Raw genomic sequence first — 16,500 nt, 5'->3', positions numbered from 1 at the left:
CTTTACCAAGCAGTAAACTTAGGGGGGGTTGAGGGCCAGTGGCGCGAAACGAACCGGCGGGTCGGGCTGCGGCGGGCCTCGGGTCCGCGGATGCCGCCGGGCTCGAGGGTCGACTGGGGTGTTCGTTCTGCAGTGACTCAGGCCACCCCTTGACACTGCCGGTGACACAGCTTACGTTCAATTTACTTTACCGGCTGGCCGGTAAAGTCGAATGGAAGGGCGGGATGTACGTGGCTGACCCGAGGCACGCCATGGAGTGCCGCGATCTCGATATCCGTTGGCGGCTACCGGCAGGCGATGAGGTCCCGCTGTGAGTGTCGCTCAAGCCGCAATCAAACCTGTGCGGGCAATAGGGGACTTCTTCATCATGTCCGCCGACACGTTGCGGCTGATCTTCAAACCGCCCTTCGCGTGGCGGGAGTTCCTGGCTCAGACCTGGTTTGTGGCAAGGGTTTCGATCCTGCCGACCATCATGTTGGCCATTCCGTTCACGGTGCTCACGGTCTTCACCCTCAACATCTTGTTCGTCGAGATCGGCGCTGCCGACTTTTCCGGCACCGGCGCGGCCCTAGGGGCAGTCACCCAGATCGGGCCGATCGTGACCGTGCTGGTGATTGCTGGTGCAGGCGCCACCGCGATGTGCGCGGATCTGGGCTCACGCACCATCCGCGAGGAACTCGACGCGATGCGGGTGCTCGGCATCGACCCGGTACAGGCCCTGGTCGTCCCGAGAGTTCTTGCTGCAACCCTTGTTTCGTTCTTGCTGGCGTCCGTCGTCACCATCGTGGGCATCGTCGGGGGCTTCCTCTTCTCGGTGTACGTCCAGCATGTCACCCCGGGCGCGTTCGTCGCGGGGATGACGTTGTTGATCGGGCTTCCCGAGGTCATCGTGTGCCTGGTCAAGGCATCGATCTTCGGACTCGCCGCCGCCTTGATCGCCTGTTACAAGGGAATTTCGGTGGGCGGGGGCCCGGCCGGTGTCGGTAACGCCGTCAACGAAACGGTGGTGTATTCCTTCATGTCACTGTTCGTGATCAACGTGGTGGCCACCGCCGTCGCGGTGAAGGTGACGCTGTGACCGCCACCGCACCGGCCAAGCCGAGTACGCAGTTCCCTAGGTCCCGTCGGATGGTGTCCGGCTGGGCGGAGGTATGGAACCGGCTGGGCAGGCAGACGCAGTTCTACGGCCTCACGCTCCGGGGCATCTGGGATGCGGTGGCCAACTACAAGGTGGAATTGCTGCGGCTCATCGCGCAGATGAGTCTCGGCATCGGGGCGCTGGCGATCATCGGCGGAACGCTGGTCATCGTGGGGTTCCTCACGTTGTCGGCCGGCGCCTGGATCGCGGTGCAGGCCTACAACCAGCTCGCTGACGTCGGAGTGGAGGCGCTGGCCGGCTTCACTTCGGCTTTCCTCAACGTTCGGATCACCTCCCCGGCGGTGGCCGGCATCGGTTTGGCCGCCACGGTCGGCGCGGGCGCCACCGCACAACTCGGCGCGATGCGCATCAACGAGGAGATCGACGCCTTGGAAGTGATGGGTATCCGGTCCATCGCCTACCTGGCCTCGACGCGGGTACTTGCCGGTGTACTCGTGGTGATTCCGTTGTACTGCATCGCCGTCCAGGTGGCATTTGTGGCCGCCCGAGTCGGCACCACCTTCTTCTACGGCCAGTCCAGCGGCGTTTATGACCACTACTTCAGCACCTTCCTCAACCCCGTCGACCTCATCTGGTCATTCGTACAAGCGATCACGATCGCCGTGGTGGTGATGCTGGTCCACACCTACTACGGCTTCACTGCATCCGGCGGCCCCGCCGGGGTGGGCGAAGCCGTCGGCCGTGCAGTGCGGGCGTCGCTCGTGGTGTCGGCTTCGGTGACACTGCTCGTCTCCTTGGCCATCTACGGCCAATCCGGCAACTTCAACTTCGCGGGATAGCGCATGGAAACACGACAAAACCAAGGGCTGCACCCAGGTTGGTGGACGTTGATTCTCTTCGCGGTGGTGCTGGGCATGGTGTTCGGAACGTGGGCGCTGTTCACCCGCTCGTTCACGCCGCGGATACCGGTCACCGTCACCTCCGACCGTTCCGGCCTGGTGCTGGAGACGGGTGCCAAGGTGAAGATGTACGGCATCCAGATCGGCACGGTCAGCGCCATCGGAGGCGGTAATCAGCCGGTACGTCTGCAGCTGGACATCGATCCGAAGCAGGCGGAGTACATCCCGGCCAACGTGACCGCACAAATCAAAGCCACCACCGCTTTCGGCGCCAAGTATGTCGACCTGGTGTATCCCGACGACCCGGCCCCGCAGGCCCTGAGCGCCGGCGCGGTGATCTCAGCGGACAACGTCAGCACTGAAGTCAACACGGTGTTCCAGAATCTCACCGATGTGCTCAAGCAGATCGACCCGGTCAAGCTCAATGGGGTGCTCTCCGCCGTGGCCGAAGGGCTGCGGGACCAAGGTGACACCCTCGGTCGCGCCACCACAGCGGCCAACAATGTGCTGCTGGAACTCAATCCGCGCAGTGAAACGATCCGGGAGGACTGGCAGGCGGTCGCGGGCTTCAGCGACACCTACAGCGCAGCCGCATCAGACATTCTCACAGTGCTGGACGCGGCCAGCACCACCGCTACGACGATCGCCGGTCACGCTGACCAGCTCGACAGTCTGTTGATCAACCTCGCCGGAATGTCGCGCAGCGGAACGGATCTGCTCGGAGCAAACAAGGAGAACCTGGTCAACGCCGTGAACACCCTTGAGCCGACGACCCGGTTGGTGCACAAGTACGACCCGCAGCTCACCTGCATGCTCGTGGGCGGGCACTGGTTCCTGGAGAACGGTGGCTACGACGTCACCGGCGGCATCAACGGGAAGTCTGTCTCCACCGACGTCGCATTGTTGTTCGGGGACGATCCCTACCGGTTCCCGCAGCACCTGCCGATCGTGGGTGCCAAGGGCGGCCCCGGTGGACAACCGGGTTGTGGCTCGCTGCCCATCGTCGACGACAACTTCCCGCACCGGCATCTCGTTACCAACACCGGCTGGGGCACCGGGCTGGACCTTCGGCCCAATCCGGGGATCGGCTTCCCCGGCTGGGCCAATTACTTCCCGACCACCCGTGGGGTCCCCGAACCGCCGAGCATTCGCTACGAGGGGCCGCCCGCGCCGGGCCCCATCCCTTACCCGGGTGCCCCGGCGTACGGTGCGCAGCTCTATGCCCCGGACGGGGCTCCGCTATGGCCGGGTCTACCTGAGGCGCCGCCGCCCGGACAGCCGCGGGAGCCGGGCCCACCCCCACCCGGCAGCGAACCGTTCAGTCCGCCGGCACCGTGATGAAGGAAGCGACGCTGCGATGAGAGTCGAGATGCGCCAGATTGCTTGGCGTCTGGCAGTTTTTTTGGCGGTGTGCGCGCTCGCATTGTTCGCCATGTTCGCAGTGTTCGCAGAACTGCGCTTTGTCGATCGACAGGACTACCGAGCGGAGTTCAGCAACGTCACCGGACTGGAAAGCGGCGATTTCGTGCGCGTCGCGGGAGTGGAAGTGGGCAAGGTGAAGTCCATTGCCCTGCAACCGGATTCCAGCCTGCTCGTAGAATTCGCGGCGAGTGACGCGGTAACGCTGACCTCGGGTAGTCGCGCTGTCATTCGTTATGACGATCTGATCGGGGGCCGATATCTGGGGCTCGAGGAGGGACCTGGTGGGACAGCGAAACTCCAACCGGGTGACACCATTCCCCTGAGCCAGACCGCGCCCGCGCTCGACCTCGACGCGCTCGTCGGTGGCTTTCGTCCGCTGTTCCGGGCGTTGGACCCGGACCAGGTCAACGAGTTGAGCGGGCAGTTGATCCGCGCCCTCCAGGGGCAGGGGTCCACCATCAACTCCCTGTTGTCGCACACTGCCGCGCTGACCAACACGCTGGCGGACCGCGATGAACTCATCGGCGAGGTCATCGGGAATCTGCACTCGGTGCTGGGGGCGTTCGGAGATCAGAGCGCACAGTTCGACAAAGGGGTGGCTGCGTTGTCCGAACTCGTCGACGGCCTTGCCGCCCGCAAGTCCGACATCAGCGCGGCGGTGGGCCATGCCGATTCGGCAGCAGGTTCCATCGCAGACCTGCTGCAGCAGGCCCGGCCGCCGCTGACGAAGGTCGTCGCAGAGACGGATCGGGCGGCCGGACTGGTGGTCGCCGACCACGAGTATGTCGACGAGTTGCTCGACACACTGCCGGAGGCGTATCAGGCGCTGGGAAGGCAAGGCCTGTATGGCGACTTCTTCAGCTTCTACCTGTGCGACATCGTGCTGAAGCTGAACGGGAAAGGCGGCCAGCCGGTGTACGTCAAGATGGCCGGCCAGAGCACCGGGAGGTGTGCACCGAAATGAAGCCCCCATTGCGACGAAACCCGGTTGTCGTCGGGGCCGTCGGTGTCGGCGCCATTGTCGTGCTGGCCGTCGGCGCATTGCAGTACGACAAGCTGCCGTTCTTCAACCAAGGCAATGATTATTCGGGCTATTTCAGTGAAGCCGGCGGGATCACCGCCGGCGCCGATGTGCAGGTGTCCGGGCTCAAGGTCGGCTCGGTGTCCGCGATCGACTTGGACGGCCCACGGGTGTGGGTGCGATTCCGCGTTGGCCCCGATGTTCAGCTCGGTGACCGCACCGAGGCGGCCATCAAGACCCAGACCATCCTCGGCGCCAAGGTCCTCGAAGTCACGCCCCGCGGCGACAAGGCCCTCGAGGGTCCCATCCCGCTGGACCGTACCCGATCACCATATGACTTGCCGGAGGCGATCGGTGATCTGACAACCGCGATCAGCGGACTGGACACGCACCAGCTTTCGGACTCGCTGCGGGTACTGGCGCAGACTTTTCAGGACTCACCGCCGGACCTCAAGATCGCGGTCGAGGGAGTGTCGAGGTTCGCCGAAACCCTCAACAAACGCGATGACCAACTGCGCAACCTGCTGCACAACGCCAACAAAGCGACGTCGGTGCTTGCCGAGCGTAGCGGCCGGGTGGTCGATCTGATCGCCGACAGCAACGCATTGCTGGTGGCGCTGCGATCCCAAAGCCAGGCCCTGGATCGAATCTCCGGCAGCATTGCCGCGGTGGCCGAACAGATCAACGGCTTCATTACCGAGAACCGTCAGACATTGCGGCCGGCCCTGGAGAAACTCAACGGCGTGCTGGCGATCGTCGACAACCGCAAAGAAGATGTGCAGGAGTCGATCACGCGGCTGAACTCGTATGCGATGTCGTTGGGCGAATCAGTGTCCTCGGCCCCGTTCTTCAGCGCATACATCGCCAACCTGCTACCCGGACAGTTCGTACAGCCGTTCGTCGACGCGGCGTTCTCCGACCTCGGCCTGGACCCCAACGTGTTGTTACCCTCCGAGCGCACCGATCCACCGATGGGCCAGCCGGCAACCCCCGCGTTGCCGGTGCCCTTTCCGCGAACGGGGCAGGGCGGCGAGCCGAGAACCACGCTGCCCGACGCGATCACCGGCAATCCCGGTGATCCGCGCTACCCCTACCGGGAACCACCGCCGGCACCGGCGCCGGGCGGCCCGCCGCCCGGGCCGCCGGCCGAGACGCCGCCAGAACTGGCGTCGGTTCCCGAGCCCACGCCAAGCCCGGTCTATGAGCCGGCACCCAATGAGGTAGCACCGTCCGGGGAGGCGACACCGTGACCACATCAACGAAGTACCGGCTGGGTACTGCGGTCGTCCTGGTCGCAGTCCTGATCGCGGGGCTGTCCACAGTGGTCGCCGGCGATGCGTTACGGCGCATCACCGTGGAGGCCTACTTCGCCAACAGCAACGGCATTTTCGTCGGTGACGAGGTCCGCATCCTCGGCGTGGCGGTGGGCAAGATCGAGTCCATCGAGCCGCAGGCCACCGAGGTCAAGATTCGTTTCTCCTACCCGAACAAGTACGAGGTCCCCGCTGACGCGAAGGCAGTGATCCTGTCACCGTCGCTGGTCACCGCCCGCGCGATCCAGCTGACACCGGCCTACACCGGGGGGCCACTGCTGCAGGACGGTGCCGTCATCACCGCGGATCGCACCGCGGTGCCGGTGGAATGGGACGACTTCCGAGAGCAACTCGAACGACTGACCGAGACACTGCAGCCCACCGAGGCCGGGGGAGTGAGTACCCTGGGCTCCTACATCAATACCGCCGCAGACAACGTGCGCGGCGAGGGTGCCAACATCCGCGAAGCGGTAGTCCAACTGGCGCAAGCGTTCTCGATGCTCGGAGACCACAGCGACGACATCTTTTCCACCGTGGAGAGTTTGTCGATCCTGGTGTCCGCCCTGACCAACAGCACCGAGTTGATGCGGTACCTCAACCAGAACATCGCTTCGGTCACGGGGCTGCTCGCCAATGACCCCGGCGAGGTCGGGCACGCCGTTCGCAACGTCAACTCGGTAGTGGCAGAGGTCGGTTCGTTCGTCGCCGATAATCGCGAGACGCTGGGCACCACGACCGACAAGCTTGCCTCGGTCAGCCAGGCACTGCACGACAGCCTCGATGACATCAAGCAGACCCTGCACCTGACGCCCAACGTCTTTCAGAACTTCCTGAACATCTACCAGCCGGCGCAGGGCACCATGACCAGTGGCCTGGCCATCACCAACTTCGCTGATCCGATTGGGTTCCTCTGCAGCGCCGTGCAGGCGGCATCACGGCTGGGGGCCGAACAATCAGCGAAGTTGTGTGTCCAGTATCTGGCGCCCATCGTGAAGAACCGCCAGTACAACTTCCCGCCGATCGGCGAGAACGTGATCGTGGGTCCGTCGGCACGGCCGAACGAGATCACCTACAGCGAGGATTGGATGCGGCCGGACTACATTCCGCCGGGCCCGCCGGCCCCGCCTGCAGAAGTGGTGTCGCACAGCGCGGAAGCGCCGGCACACCAGCCTGGCTCCGGACTGGAATCCCTGATGCTACCGCCCGGGGGCGGATCATGAGGCGCGTGGTGGGAACTGCGGCGCTGGCGGTATCCGTCAGCCTCGCGGTGTCCGGCTGCTCAGAGTGGCAGGGCGCGAACACGTTGCCGTTGCCCGGGACCGAGGGCGGCGGGCCGGGAGCCTACACAGTGCGGGCGCAATTGCCCGATGTCGACAACATCGAGCGCAACTCCCGGGTGCGGGTCGACGACGTCACCGTCGGCAACGTCACCAAGATCGAGTTGCAGGATTGGCACGCCCTGGTGACCATGCGGCTCAACGGGGACGTCGAGTTGCCGGCCAACACCACCGCTACCGTCGGACAAACCAGCCTGCTCGGCTCGCTGCACATCGAACTGGCGGCGCCCACCGATGCCCCGCCCTCCGGACGACTGCAGGACGGATCGTTGATCCCGCTGTCGTCGGGCAGCCGCTACCCCTCCACCGAACAGGCGTTGGCCGCGGTGTCGTTGCTGCTCAACCAGGGCGGCATCGGCAACCTCCACGACATCACCCAGTCGTTGAGCACGGCGTTCGCGGGCCGCGAAGATGATCTGCGCAGCCTGATCGAACAGGTCGATCTGTTCATCGAGCACGGCGAGAACCAAACCGAGGAGATCATCGGAGCCGTCGAAAGCCTCAACTCGCTCGTCGGTCAGGTGGCCGATCAGCGGCCCGTCGTCGACAACGCGCTGCGCACGCTGCCGGATGCCGTGGCGGTACTGCGGGACCAACGCGACACCCTCACCGACGCATTTCACCAAATGGGACGATTCAGTGAATTAGCTGGTGACTCAGTTCATTTGACCAAGGAGAACCTGGTCAAGGAGCTCAAGGACCTCGGGCCGGTGCTACAGTCGCTGGCCGACGCGGGCCCGTCGTTGACCCGCTCCCTGAGCTTCTACTCCACCTTCCCGTGGCCCAAGGAGACGATCACCAAATGGCAGCGTGGCGACTATTCGAATCTCAGCGCGGTGATCGACCTCACGCTGAGTCGGCTGGACTCGTCGTTCTTCACCGGCACCCGCTGGGAGGGCAACCTGACCGAACTGGAGATGCAGTGGGGCCGCACCATCGGGCAACTGCCCAGCCCGTACACCGCCGGAAACCCGCTGGTGGTCCCCTACCGAATGGATCAGGGCCGCTGAAATGCGCATAACCAGACGGATTTGGCTGCAGTTGGCCATCGTCGGCACGGTGTCGACGCTGGCTTTCGTTTCGCTGATGTTGGTCTACATCAAACTGCCCAGCTTGTTGTTCGACATCGGAAAGTACAGCGTGACTGTCGAACTGCCGGATGCGGCTGGGCTCTACGAACGCGCGAACGTGACCTACCGGGGCACTGCGGTCGGTGAGGTGACATCGGTCATGCTCATGCGCGGCGGCGGGGTGCAAGCGCAGTTGACATTGGACTCCAACACCAGGATCCCCGCCGACCTCGATGCCCAGGTGCACAGCCAGACTGCGGTCGGTGAACAGTTCATCACCCTGTTACCGCGCAGCGGCGAGGGGCCGGACCTGAAGGACGGTGACGTGATACCCGTCGATCGGACCTCGGTGCCGCCCGACATCAACACGCTGCTGGATGCCACCAACGCGGGTTTGGGCGCCGTGCCGCAGGACAATCTGAAGACACTTGTCGATGAGGCCTATCTTGCCGTCGGTGGTCTGGGACCGGAGATCTCGCGGCTGGTCAAGGGCTCAGCTGCAGTCGCCCTCGACGCCGAGGAGAACCTGGACGCCTGGACCGCATTACTCGACCAGGCCGCGCCGGTGCTCAATACGCAGACCGAGACCTCGGATGCCGTGCGGGCCTGGGCGGCCAACGTCGCGTCCGTCACCGACCAGCTGCGAGCCACCGACGGTGATCTGCAGGGCGTCCTACGGGACGGCCCCTCGGCCCTCGGCGAAGTGCGACAGCTGTTCGACCGGGTAGCGCCGACGCTACCCATTGTGCTGGCCAACATGGTCAGTCTCGGAGAGGTGGCCGTCACCTACCGGGACAACATCGAGCAATTGCTGGTGTTGCTACCGCAGGGTGCGGCCGCCATGCAGGCCATCGGGGTGGCCAACCGCAACGCCCCCCAGAAGTACACGGGCGCCTACCTGAGTTTCAACTTGAACGTGAACCTGCCGCCACCGTGCACCACCGGATTCCTCCCGGTCGCTCAGCAGCGGGTGCCGTCGCTCCAGGACTATCCGGACCGGCCGCCCGGCGATCTGTACTGCCGAACCCCGCAGGATTCGGGCTTCAACGTGCGCGGCGCCCGCAACACGCCGTGTGTGACGCGGCCGGGCAAGCGGGCCCCCACGTGGCAGATGTGTGAGAGCGATGAAGAGTATGTCCCGCTCAACGACGGCCTCAACTGGAAGGGTGATCCCAACGCGACGCTGTCCGGGCAGGACATCCCGCAGTTGACCAGCGCGCCGGCGGCCGATGCGGCACCGGTCCCGCCGGTGGCGTTCGCCGAGTACGACCCGGCGACCGGGACGTACGTGGGACCGGACGGCAAGACCGTCACTCAGACCAATTTGGCCCCGGCGCCCGAGGGGGAGCGTACCTGGCAGAGCCTGCTGATGCCCTGACGCAGTGGCGATTTCGGTGCGCTGGGGGGCGCTCAGCGCCCCCCAGCGCACCGAAATCACTGGAAATCAGCGGTACCGGTCGCGGATCTCGCGCCGCAACACCTTCCCGATCGGGGTCTTCGGCAGCGTCTCGACAAACGCGACGCTGGTGATCTTCTTGACCGACCCGAGACGCTCCCGCGTCCAATCGATCAGATCTTGTGGGGAAACGGTTGCGGCACAGCCATCTTCGAGGACGACGTCGGCGTGCGGGGTTTCGACCCACTTCTCGTGCGGGATGCCCACCACGGCGGCCTCGCGGACGGCCGGGTGCTCCACCAGAACGTTCTCCAACTCGGCCGGCCAGATGTTGTAGCCGCCGGAGATGATCATGTCCTCCTTGCGGTCGGCCAGGTAGAGGAACCCATCGTGGTCCAGCCATCCCATATCGCGGGTACGCACCCACCCGTCCTCGGTCAGCCGCTGCGCGGTGACCTCCGGTGCGCGCCAGATCTCCTTCATCCGGCCGGGGGAGTTGACCACGATCTCGCCAACCTTCCCCGGCGGCAAGATATTGTCGTCCTCGTCGACGATACGGATCCCGGAATTCGGCGTTGCCTTTCCGGCGGAACGCAGGCGCCGGCGCTGTTCGGGTGAACCGTCGACAACGTGATGCTCGGGCAGCAGTGCCGCCACCGGGATGGCCTCGCTTTGCCCGTAGCTCTGGTACATCACGTTGCCCCACAACCGCAATGCGGCGACCAGGGTGGTCTCGGGTATCGGCGACGCCCCGTAGAAGACGGCCCGTAAACTGGACAGATCGTGCGCCGTGGCCTCCGGGTGGGTGGTGATCATCTGCACCATGGTGGCGACGAGGAGCGTCACGGTGACATGCTCGTCCTCCACCAGTTGCAGGAACCTGCCCGCGTCGAATGCGGGCATCACCACGATGGTTCCGCCGGCGGCCAGGATCGGCCACACGGGGACGCTCGCAGCGTGGGTCAGCGGGCTTGCTGCGAGATAGCAATCCTCCGCGGTCAGCGGCGGTGACACATCGGCGAGCACCTCGTCGCCGGCGGCCATCCACGCGCCTAGCGTGTGCAGGATGCCTTTGGGTAGTCCGGTGGTGCCCGCGGAGAAACGGATCTGGTGCGCGTCGTCGGGCGCGATCTCCGCGTCCGGCTCGTCGACTGTCGCCTGCCTCAGGATCGCCTCGTAGTCGAGAGCCGGCGACGCGGCTTCGGAACCCAGGACCACAACAGCCCGCATGGACGGACACTGAGCGAATACCGGCGCCAGGGCAGCGAAGTACTTGTCCTGCACGATGATCGCGGCGGGCTCGGTGAGACCGATCAGGTAACGATGTCGGTCCGGGCCATCGTGGGCGTACAGCGGACAGCGGACGTAGCCGCCCAAGGTCAGCCCGGCCACAATCTCCATGGTCTCGAAGCAGTTGTCCGCGGCGACGGCAACGCGCTCACCTTTGGTGATTCCGTGCGCTCGAAGTGCGTTTGTGAGTCGCTTTGCGCGCTCGTATAATTCGCGATGAGTTTGTGTCCTGCCCTCGAATCGCACAGCGGCTTTGTCGCCTGCTGTCATCGCATTGCGGCGCAGTACCTCAGCGGGGGTGGTCACGGCACGTCTCCTGACTTCTGCTCGCGGGTGAAGTTCGATGTGGTGCGAGTGCGCAGCCGTACCCGACCAGGGGTCTTCGACTGCACATGAATAGTTACTTGCTGGTTAGGTTGTCCGGGAATCGGACCGGGATCAGGGCTGATCGAGGATGTAGCCGCTGAGCATCCCCACCACCTGGTCCACGAGTTCCTCGGCGGTGACACGGCCGGTGCTGTGGAACCAGCGGGCGATGGACAGCAGCATCCCATTGAGCAGGTGCGCCGAGGTGCCGATGTCCAGATCGTCCCGGATGACACCGGCTTCAGCACATTCGTGGAGCAACTTCTCGGTGGCGTGGTTGACGTCGCGAGCCCAGGACAGGTAGTTGCGCAACGCCTGTGGAGAGAGTTGGTGCTGGTCCGCGGTGAGGACCGCGTAGTACGTCCGATAGGTGATGGCTGATTCGACGTGCACGCGGATGAACTCGACCAGTTTGTCTCGCGCCGCATCATCGCTGGTCAGAATCTGTTCGATGTTGTGTCGGAGCGGATAGATGATCTGCTCGACGATGGTTTCCAGTAGCCAGCGCTTGGAGTCGACGTACTGGTACACGGTGGGCTTGCTGACCCCGGCTTCCGCGGCGATGTCGGCGATGGTCGCATCGACATAGCCGACCCGTTCGAACACCCGCGCCGCGGCGTCCACCAACTCCTGCACGGAGGTGACGCGTCGGCGTGCCATTCGGACTCCCTCCCGCTGCGCCACGGCGCATTCCATTCTCGCTGGTAAAGATAACTGTACTGGCCGAGGTGTTCATCGGGGAAGCAGGCGTGTCGCCGCGTCGAGGCGAACACATTCACCGTTGAGGTATTCGTTCTCCACCAGGTGGCGCACCAGCCGGGCGAACTCGTTGGGCCGGCCGAGCCGCTTCGGTTCCAGCACGGATTCCAACAGGCCGTCACGCACGGGGTCGGGCAGCCCGGCCGACATCGGGGTGTCGAACAATCCCGGGGCAATGGCATTGACCCGAATTCCGGTGCCCGCCAAGTCCCGTGCGACAGGCAACGTGAGACCGACGATGCCCGCCTTGCTCGCGCTGTAGGCGGCCTGTCCACTCTGTCCCTCGAATGCCGCACCGGACGCCGTGTTCACGATGACACCTCGCTCGCCATCGTCGAGTTCGTTGCGGAGCATCGCGGCGGCACTGACGCGCATCGCGTTGAACGTCCCAATCAGGTTGATGCCCACGGTGTGCGCGAACGGGCTCAGCTCGGCGGGCCGGCCCCTCGATACCAGTTTGGCCGCCGTCACCACCCCGGCGGTGTTGACATCGACGTGCAACGCCCCGAAGGCCTCCAGGATTGTCTCCACGGCCTGCTCCATCGACGTGGCGCAGGTGATGTCCGCCTGCACCGCCAGCGCACCGGACAAACCGGCCGCCACCCGCCGCGCCGCGTCGCCATCCCGGTCGACGACAACGACCCGGCTTTCCGCGGCGGCGAACTCGTCGCAGACGGCGCGGCCCAACCCCGACGCCCCGCCGACCACCGCCACGACCTTGTTCTCGATTTTCATAGCTACGCCCCGATGAACTTCGGCTCGCGCCGCTCGCCGAAGGCGCTCAGCCCCTCGGCGAAGTCGACACTCTGCGCGTACTCGGTACACGCTGCGAGTTCCAAGGCGAGTGCCTCGGGCAACGGCCGGTCGGAGCCGTCGTCGACGAGGCGTTTCATCCCGGTGATTCCCAGTGGACTGTGCCTTGCGATTCGCACTACGAGCGCGGACACGCTGTGCTCGAGTTCGTCGCTCGGCACTACCTCGTTCACCAGGCCGGCGTCGTACATCCGTTGCGCGGTCCAGCTTTCGGCGGTGAACAGCAACTGCTTGGCCCGGTTGGGACCGATCTTGCGGGGCAGTCGGGTGGCGCCGCCGGCTGCGGGGAACAGCCCGTAGCGGGCGTGCCCGTCGCTGAACACCGCGTCCGTGGTGGCGATGACGAGGTCACAGGCAAGTACGAGTTCCAAACCCCCTGCGACCGCGATGCCCTGGACCGCGGCGATGACGGGCTGCGGGTGCTCGGCGACCTGTTCGAAAAGCGCCGCAGCTGCTTTCAGGAAGCCCACCACGTTGTCGTGGTCGTTCATCGCGCCGACTCGTTTGAGGTCGGCGCCGGCGCAGAATGCCGTACCGGCCGCACCTATCACCACGGCCCGGACCGCGGGGTCGCCAGCGGCTCTGGTCAGGCCGGCGCCGACACCTCCGAGAAGCTCGTGCGACAACGCGTTTCGGGCGGCCGGCCGGTTGAGAATGATCCAGGCCGCGCCATCTCGAACTTCGTATCGAACTTCGGAATCAGCACCGTTGGAAGGGATTTCGTTGTTGGTCATCATCAATCCTGTCGAGTGTGTTCAGGCGGGGACGTCGACGGGCGTGGACAGCAATGCTGCGGTCCCGCTGACGCCCTGAATCGCTTCGAAGAATCCATCTGCCGCCGCGAGCAGCAATTGTCGGCCGTCTCGGCCACCGAGGGCGCAGGTGTATACGTTGACGCCTCCGGGATGGGCGACTTCGTCGACGATCTGACCGGAGGGGGAGACGCGCACACAACGTTGATGGTTCGCGTCGGCGACCCAGACATGGTCCTGCGAATCGATCGTCATGCCGTCGGGGGCGAGCTCGGTCGCCGCGATCATCTCCGCGGGTCCGGCCAATGCCGGGGGCGGACCGAACTGGGCGAAGACACGACGATTGCCCAGCGTTCCGTCCGCATCGATGGTGAACGCCGTGAGCCGAGCGGCGAACGATTCGGCGACGATCAACGTGCGGCCATCGGCGGTGACCACGACGCCGTTGGGGCACCACAGGTCACTTGCAGCCACGGCAACGGTCCCGTCCGGGTCGACCCGGAAGAGCTCACCGGGCCGCGGCGTCTCGCCCTCGTGAATCGCGAACCCGATGGTTCCCACCCAGGCGCGACCCATCGCATCGACGTACATGTCGTTGATCCAATTGGGCGACAGCTCGGACAGGTCCGCGTGGCGGCGCACGAATCCATCGACGCTGCGCGCCAACAACGCTCGATCCTTCATGGACACCACCAGTAGCGTGCCGTCCGGCAACCAGCCCAAGCCCGAGCACAGTGCGTCGACCTGCATGAGATCCTCGCGCCGCCCGGCTGCGTCGAAAGCGCAGACCACACCCTTCAATGCGTCGGACACATACCAGCGTCCGTCGCGCCAGCGGGCGCCTTCGAAGTAGTCGCCTCCCTCGACGATCGTCGTGTACTGCCGCTGCATCGGGTCCTCCTCGTTGGAATCGGTGGCTGTCATCGGATTCGTCAGATAACCGGCCCGAGGCCGGGTGTGTCGGCTGCGGGCTTCGGCGCGGATCAGCTCGGCGCCGGCGGGATCGACGATGCTGTCGTAACGTTCGCGGTTGTGCGAATGTGCGAGGTGGTGGGCATCGAAGGCCCATTCCACCGCGGCCCGTTGTCCCTGTAAGTCGAGCGCGTTGTTGACCGCACGCTTGGCCAACCGGAGGCCGAAGCTCGGTCGGCTGGCGATCCGCTCGGCAAGCGCAAGCGTCTCGGCTTCGAGTTTCTGCCGGGCCACGACCCGGTTGACCATGCCAAGTGCCTCGGCGTCGAACGCGTCGATGGGCTCACCGGTGAAAAGCATCTCTTTGGCCCGCCGATGGCCCAGCTCCCAAGGGTGCACGAAGTATTCGGCGACCGCGCAACCAAAGGCGCTGATCGGGTCGTGGAAGACCGTGTCGTCGGCGGCGATGATCAGGTCGCACGGCCAGATGAGTTCCAGTCCGCCGCCGATCACCCGCCCGTGCACCTGGGCGATGGTCGGCCGCGGAATGTCGCGCCAGCGCAGACACAATCCGAGGAATAGCTCGGCCTCGGTGGCGTACCAGCCCTCGGCACCCGGCGCGGTGAAGCCACCCGTGAGCGTGCGCGGGGTGACGCCGGTCATGTCATAGGCGGTGTCGGCTCGCAGGTCGTGGCCGGCCGAGAAGTCCGGTCCGTCGGCGGCGAGGATGATGACCCGGATGGATTCATCTCCGACGGCGCGAAGGTACGCGTCGTCGAGCTCATGCAACATCGCACGGTCCTGAGCGTTGCGTTTATCGGGGCTGGCGAGCACGATTCGGGCCACGCCCGCGCGCGGTTGCTCGTAGCGAATCTGGGCAGCTGACGATTCAGTACTCACAGCCCGTACGACCTTCCGATGATTTCGCGCTGAACCTCGCTGGTGCCGGCGTAGACCGTGCCGATGATGCTTTCGCGCAAGTGGCGCTCCATGTCGTGTTCGAGGGTGTATCCCGCGCCGCCCAGGAACTGCATACCCTCGACGGCAAGGCGTTTCGCCGTTTCGGTGACCTTCAACTTCACCATCGAGGCTTCCCGCGGCACGCATCGGTCCGGGTCGTCGTCCAACTTCCGCGCCAGGTCATCGACGAGAAGCCGACAGCATTCGAGTTCCGTCGCCAGGTCGGCGATCCGGTGCCGCAACGCTTGGAAGCTGCCGATGGGTCGTCCGAATTGCTCGCGCTGCCGCAGGTATTCGAGGGAGTCCTCGAAGGTGCGTCGGCCCTGTCCGAGAAACATCGCCCCGCACATCAGCCGGTCCGTGTTCAGACCACGCATGATTTGGTGCCAGGCACGTCCTTCGGTGCCGATCACGCGGTCGGCAGGCACCACGACGTCATCGAAGAACACGTCGTTGACCTCGTCGCCGCCAAGCGTCGGGATGGTCCGGATGGTCAGTCCGGCCGCATCGGCCGGCACATCGAACATCGTGATGCCGTCGTGCTTGTCGCCGCTGTTGTCGGTCCGGGACATCACCAGGATTCGAGTGGCGATGTGCGCACATGAGATCCAGGTCTTCTGCCCGTTGATCACGTAAGAGTCGCCCCGCCGCTCGGCGCGGCAGATCATCGAACCGGGATCCGAGCCCGCGCCTGGTTCACTGATGGCGGTGGCGAGCACCTCGCCCCGGCACACGCCACCCAGGATGTCGATCTTCTGTGCTTCGGTTCCGAAGCGTTCGACCATGGTCGAGCTGACCAGGCTCACCCCGAGGCCGAACAGGGGTGCCTGGCCGTAGGCCATTTCTTCGATGAGGCGACACGCATCGCTGGGCTTGCCGCCGCCTCCGCCGTACGCGACCGGTATCGACGCGCCGATCCAGCCCAGATCGGCCAGCTTTGCGTACAGTTCCGCGTTGTGGGTGAGCGATCCGTCGCCGCGCAGCTTCTTGCGCTGCTCTGGCGAGCCGCACTCCTTCTGGGCGAACGCTCGTACCGATTCGACGAAAGTGTTGTCGGCCGTGGTCGACATCGTGATAGTTCCTCCTGGGTA

At 65.1% G+C, this 16,500-nt stretch carries 14 protein-coding genes; 8 read left to right on the top strand and 6 right to left on the bottom strand.

From position 1 onward, the window contains the following. Nucleotides 1-367: 367 nt before the first annotated feature. The 8 genes from RCP80_RS14050 to RCP80_RS14015 are packed head-to-tail and all read left to right on the top strand — an operon-like array spanning nucleotide 368 to nucleotide 9,539. Nucleotides 368-1,078 carry an MlaE family ABC transporter permease gene (locus RCP80_RS14050; RefSeq protein WP_308482844.1) on the top strand — a complete coding sequence of 237 codons (711 nt, stop codon included), beginning with the start codon at nucleotides 368-370 and terminating at the stop codon, nucleotides 1,076-1,078. Between the two features lie 50 nt (nucleotides 1,079-1,128). Then, the gene (locus tag RCP80_RS14045) at nucleotides 1,129-1,938 is read left to right on the top strand and encodes an ABC transporter permease (protein ID WP_308482843.1); all 810 of its coding nucleotides are present in this window, start codon (nucleotides 1,129-1,131) and stop codon (nucleotides 1,936-1,938) included. Between the two features lie 3 nt (nucleotides 1,939-1,941). Further along, nucleotides 1,942-3,336 (top strand): MCE family protein, encoded by a 1,395-nt coding sequence (locus RCP80_RS14040; protein WP_308478255.1) that lies wholly within the window; start codon nucleotides 1,942-1,944, stop codon nucleotides 3,334-3,336. Nucleotides 3,337-3,355: 19 nt separating this feature from the next. Beyond that, a complete protein-coding gene (locus RCP80_RS14035) occupies nucleotides 3,356-4,384 on the top strand; it encodes an MCE family protein (protein ID WP_308478254.1) in 1,029 nt (342 codons plus the stop codon). Further along, a complete protein-coding gene (locus RCP80_RS14030; RefSeq protein WP_308478253.1) occupies nucleotides 4,381-5,691 on the top strand; it encodes an MCE family protein in 1,311 nt (436 codons plus the stop codon). The genes RCP80_RS14035 and RCP80_RS14030 overlap by 4 nt, the downstream gene beginning before the upstream one ends. Then, nucleotides 5,688-6,974 carry an MCE family protein gene (locus RCP80_RS14025; RefSeq protein WP_308478252.1) on the top strand — a complete coding sequence of 429 codons (1,287 nt, stop codon included), beginning with the start codon at nucleotides 5,688-5,690 and terminating at the stop codon, nucleotides 6,972-6,974. The genes RCP80_RS14030 and RCP80_RS14025 overlap by 4 nt, the downstream gene beginning before the upstream one ends. Continuing rightward, nucleotides 6,971-8,101 (top strand): MCE family protein, encoded by a 1,131-nt coding sequence (locus RCP80_RS14020; protein WP_308478251.1) that lies wholly within the window; start codon nucleotides 6,971-6,973, stop codon nucleotides 8,099-8,101. Before RCP80_RS14025 ends, RCP80_RS14020 begins: the two co-directional genes overlap by 4 nt. Nucleotide 8,102: 1 nt before the next feature. After that, on the top strand, nucleotides 8,103-9,539 hold the full coding sequence (locus tag RCP80_RS14015) for an MCE family protein (RefSeq protein WP_308478250.1): 1,437 nt from the start codon (nucleotides 8,103-8,105) through the stop codon (nucleotides 9,537-9,539). Between the two features lie 66 nt (nucleotides 9,540-9,605). Here the strand turns inward: RCP80_RS14015 and RCP80_RS14010 are convergent, their stop codons facing one another. The 6 genes from RCP80_RS14010 to RCP80_RS13985 all read right to left on the bottom strand — a co-directional run bounded on the left by RCP80_RS14010 (nucleotide 9,606) and on the right by RCP80_RS13985 (nucleotide 16,479). Beyond that, on the bottom strand, nucleotides 9,606-11,117 hold the full coding sequence (locus RCP80_RS14010) for a class I adenylate-forming enzyme family protein (RefSeq protein ID WP_308482842.1): 1,512 nt from the start codon (nucleotides 11,115-11,117) through the stop codon (nucleotides 9,606-9,608). A gap of 168 nt (nucleotides 11,118-11,285) precedes the next feature. Then, nucleotides 11,286-11,873 carry a TetR/AcrR family transcriptional regulator gene (locus tag RCP80_RS14005; RefSeq protein WP_308478249.1) on the bottom strand — a complete coding sequence of 196 codons (588 nt, stop codon included), beginning with the start codon at nucleotides 11,871-11,873 and terminating at the stop codon, nucleotides 11,286-11,288. Between the two features lie 72 nt (nucleotides 11,874-11,945). Further along, nucleotides 11,946-12,707: an SDR family NAD(P)-dependent oxidoreductase gene (locus tag RCP80_RS14000; protein WP_308478248.1), complete on the bottom strand. Its 762-nt coding sequence runs from the start codon at nucleotides 12,705-12,707 to the stop codon at nucleotides 11,946-11,948. Between the two features lie 2 nt (nucleotides 12,708-12,709). Next, entirely contained in the window at nucleotides 12,710-13,519 is an 810-nt protein-coding gene (locus RCP80_RS13995) for an enoyl-CoA hydratase/isomerase family protein (RefSeq protein WP_308478247.1), read from the bottom strand. 21 nt (nucleotides 13,520-13,540) lie between these two features. Continuing rightward, entirely contained in the window at nucleotides 13,541-15,349 is a 1,809-nt protein-coding gene (locus RCP80_RS13990) for an enoyl-CoA hydratase (protein WP_308478246.1), read from the bottom strand. Next, nucleotides 15,346-16,479 (bottom strand): acyl-CoA dehydrogenase family protein, encoded by a 1,134-nt coding sequence (locus RCP80_RS13985; protein WP_308478245.1) that lies wholly within the window; start codon nucleotides 16,477-16,479, stop codon nucleotides 15,346-15,348. Before RCP80_RS13985 ends, RCP80_RS13990 begins: the two co-directional genes overlap by 4 nt. Between the last annotated feature and the right edge of the window lie 21 nt (nucleotides 16,480-16,500).

It is taken from the genome of Mycolicibacterium sp. MU0053, assembly GCF_963378095.1.
In the GTDB taxonomy this organism is placed as follows: Bacteria; Actinomycetota; Actinomycetes; order Mycobacteriales; family Mycobacteriaceae; genus Mycobacterium; species Mycobacterium burgundiense.
The sequence above is the reverse complement of the archived record's forward strand: the minus strand, read 5'-3'. Positions and strand labels throughout refer to the sequence as shown.

Bases quoted from the DNA above. Each gene is read 5' to 3' on its own strand.
- RCP80_RS14000 (WP_308478248.1), bottom strand. From the start codon at position 12,707: ATGAAAATCGAGAACAAGGTCGTGGCGGTGGTCGGCGGGGCGTCGGGG.
- RCP80_RS14005 (WP_308478249.1), bottom strand. From the start codon at position 11,873: ATGGCACGCCGACGCGTCACCTCCGTGCAGGAGTTGGTGGACGCCGCG.
- RCP80_RS14040 (WP_308478255.1), top strand. From the start codon at position 1,942: ATGGAAACACGACAAAACCAAGGGCTGCACCCAGGTTGGTGGACGTTG.
- RCP80_RS14050 (WP_308482844.1), top strand. From the start codon at position 368: ATGTCCGCCGACACGTTGCGGCTGATCTTCAAACCGCCCTTCGCGTGG.
- RCP80_RS14035 (WP_308478254.1), top strand. From the start codon at position 3,356: ATGAGAGTCGAGATGCGCCAGATTGCTTGGCGTCTGGCAGTTTTTTTG.
- RCP80_RS13985 (WP_308478245.1), bottom strand. From the start codon at position 16,479: ATGTCGACCACGGCCGACAACACTTTCGTCGAATCGGTACGAGCGTTC.
- RCP80_RS14045 (WP_308482843.1), top strand. From the start codon at position 1,129: ATGGTGTCCGGCTGGGCGGAGGTATGGAACCGGCTGGGCAGGCAGACG.
- RCP80_RS14020 (WP_308478251.1), top strand. From the start codon at position 6,971: ATGAGGCGCGTGGTGGGAACTGCGGCGCTGGCGGTATCCGTCAGCCTC.
- RCP80_RS14015 (WP_308478250.1), top strand. From the start codon at position 8,103: ATGCGCATAACCAGACGGATTTGGCTGCAGTTGGCCATCGTCGGCACG.
- RCP80_RS14030 (WP_308478253.1), top strand. From the start codon at position 4,381: ATGAAGCCCCCATTGCGACGAAACCCGGTTGTCGTCGGGGCCGTCGGT.
- RCP80_RS13995 (WP_308478247.1), bottom strand. From the start codon at position 13,519: ATGACCAACAACGAAATCCCTTCCAACGGTGCTGATTCCGAAGTTCGA.
- RCP80_RS14010 (WP_308482842.1), bottom strand. From the start codon at position 11,117: ATGACAGCAGGCGACAAAGCCGCTGTGCGATTCGAGGGCAGGACACAA.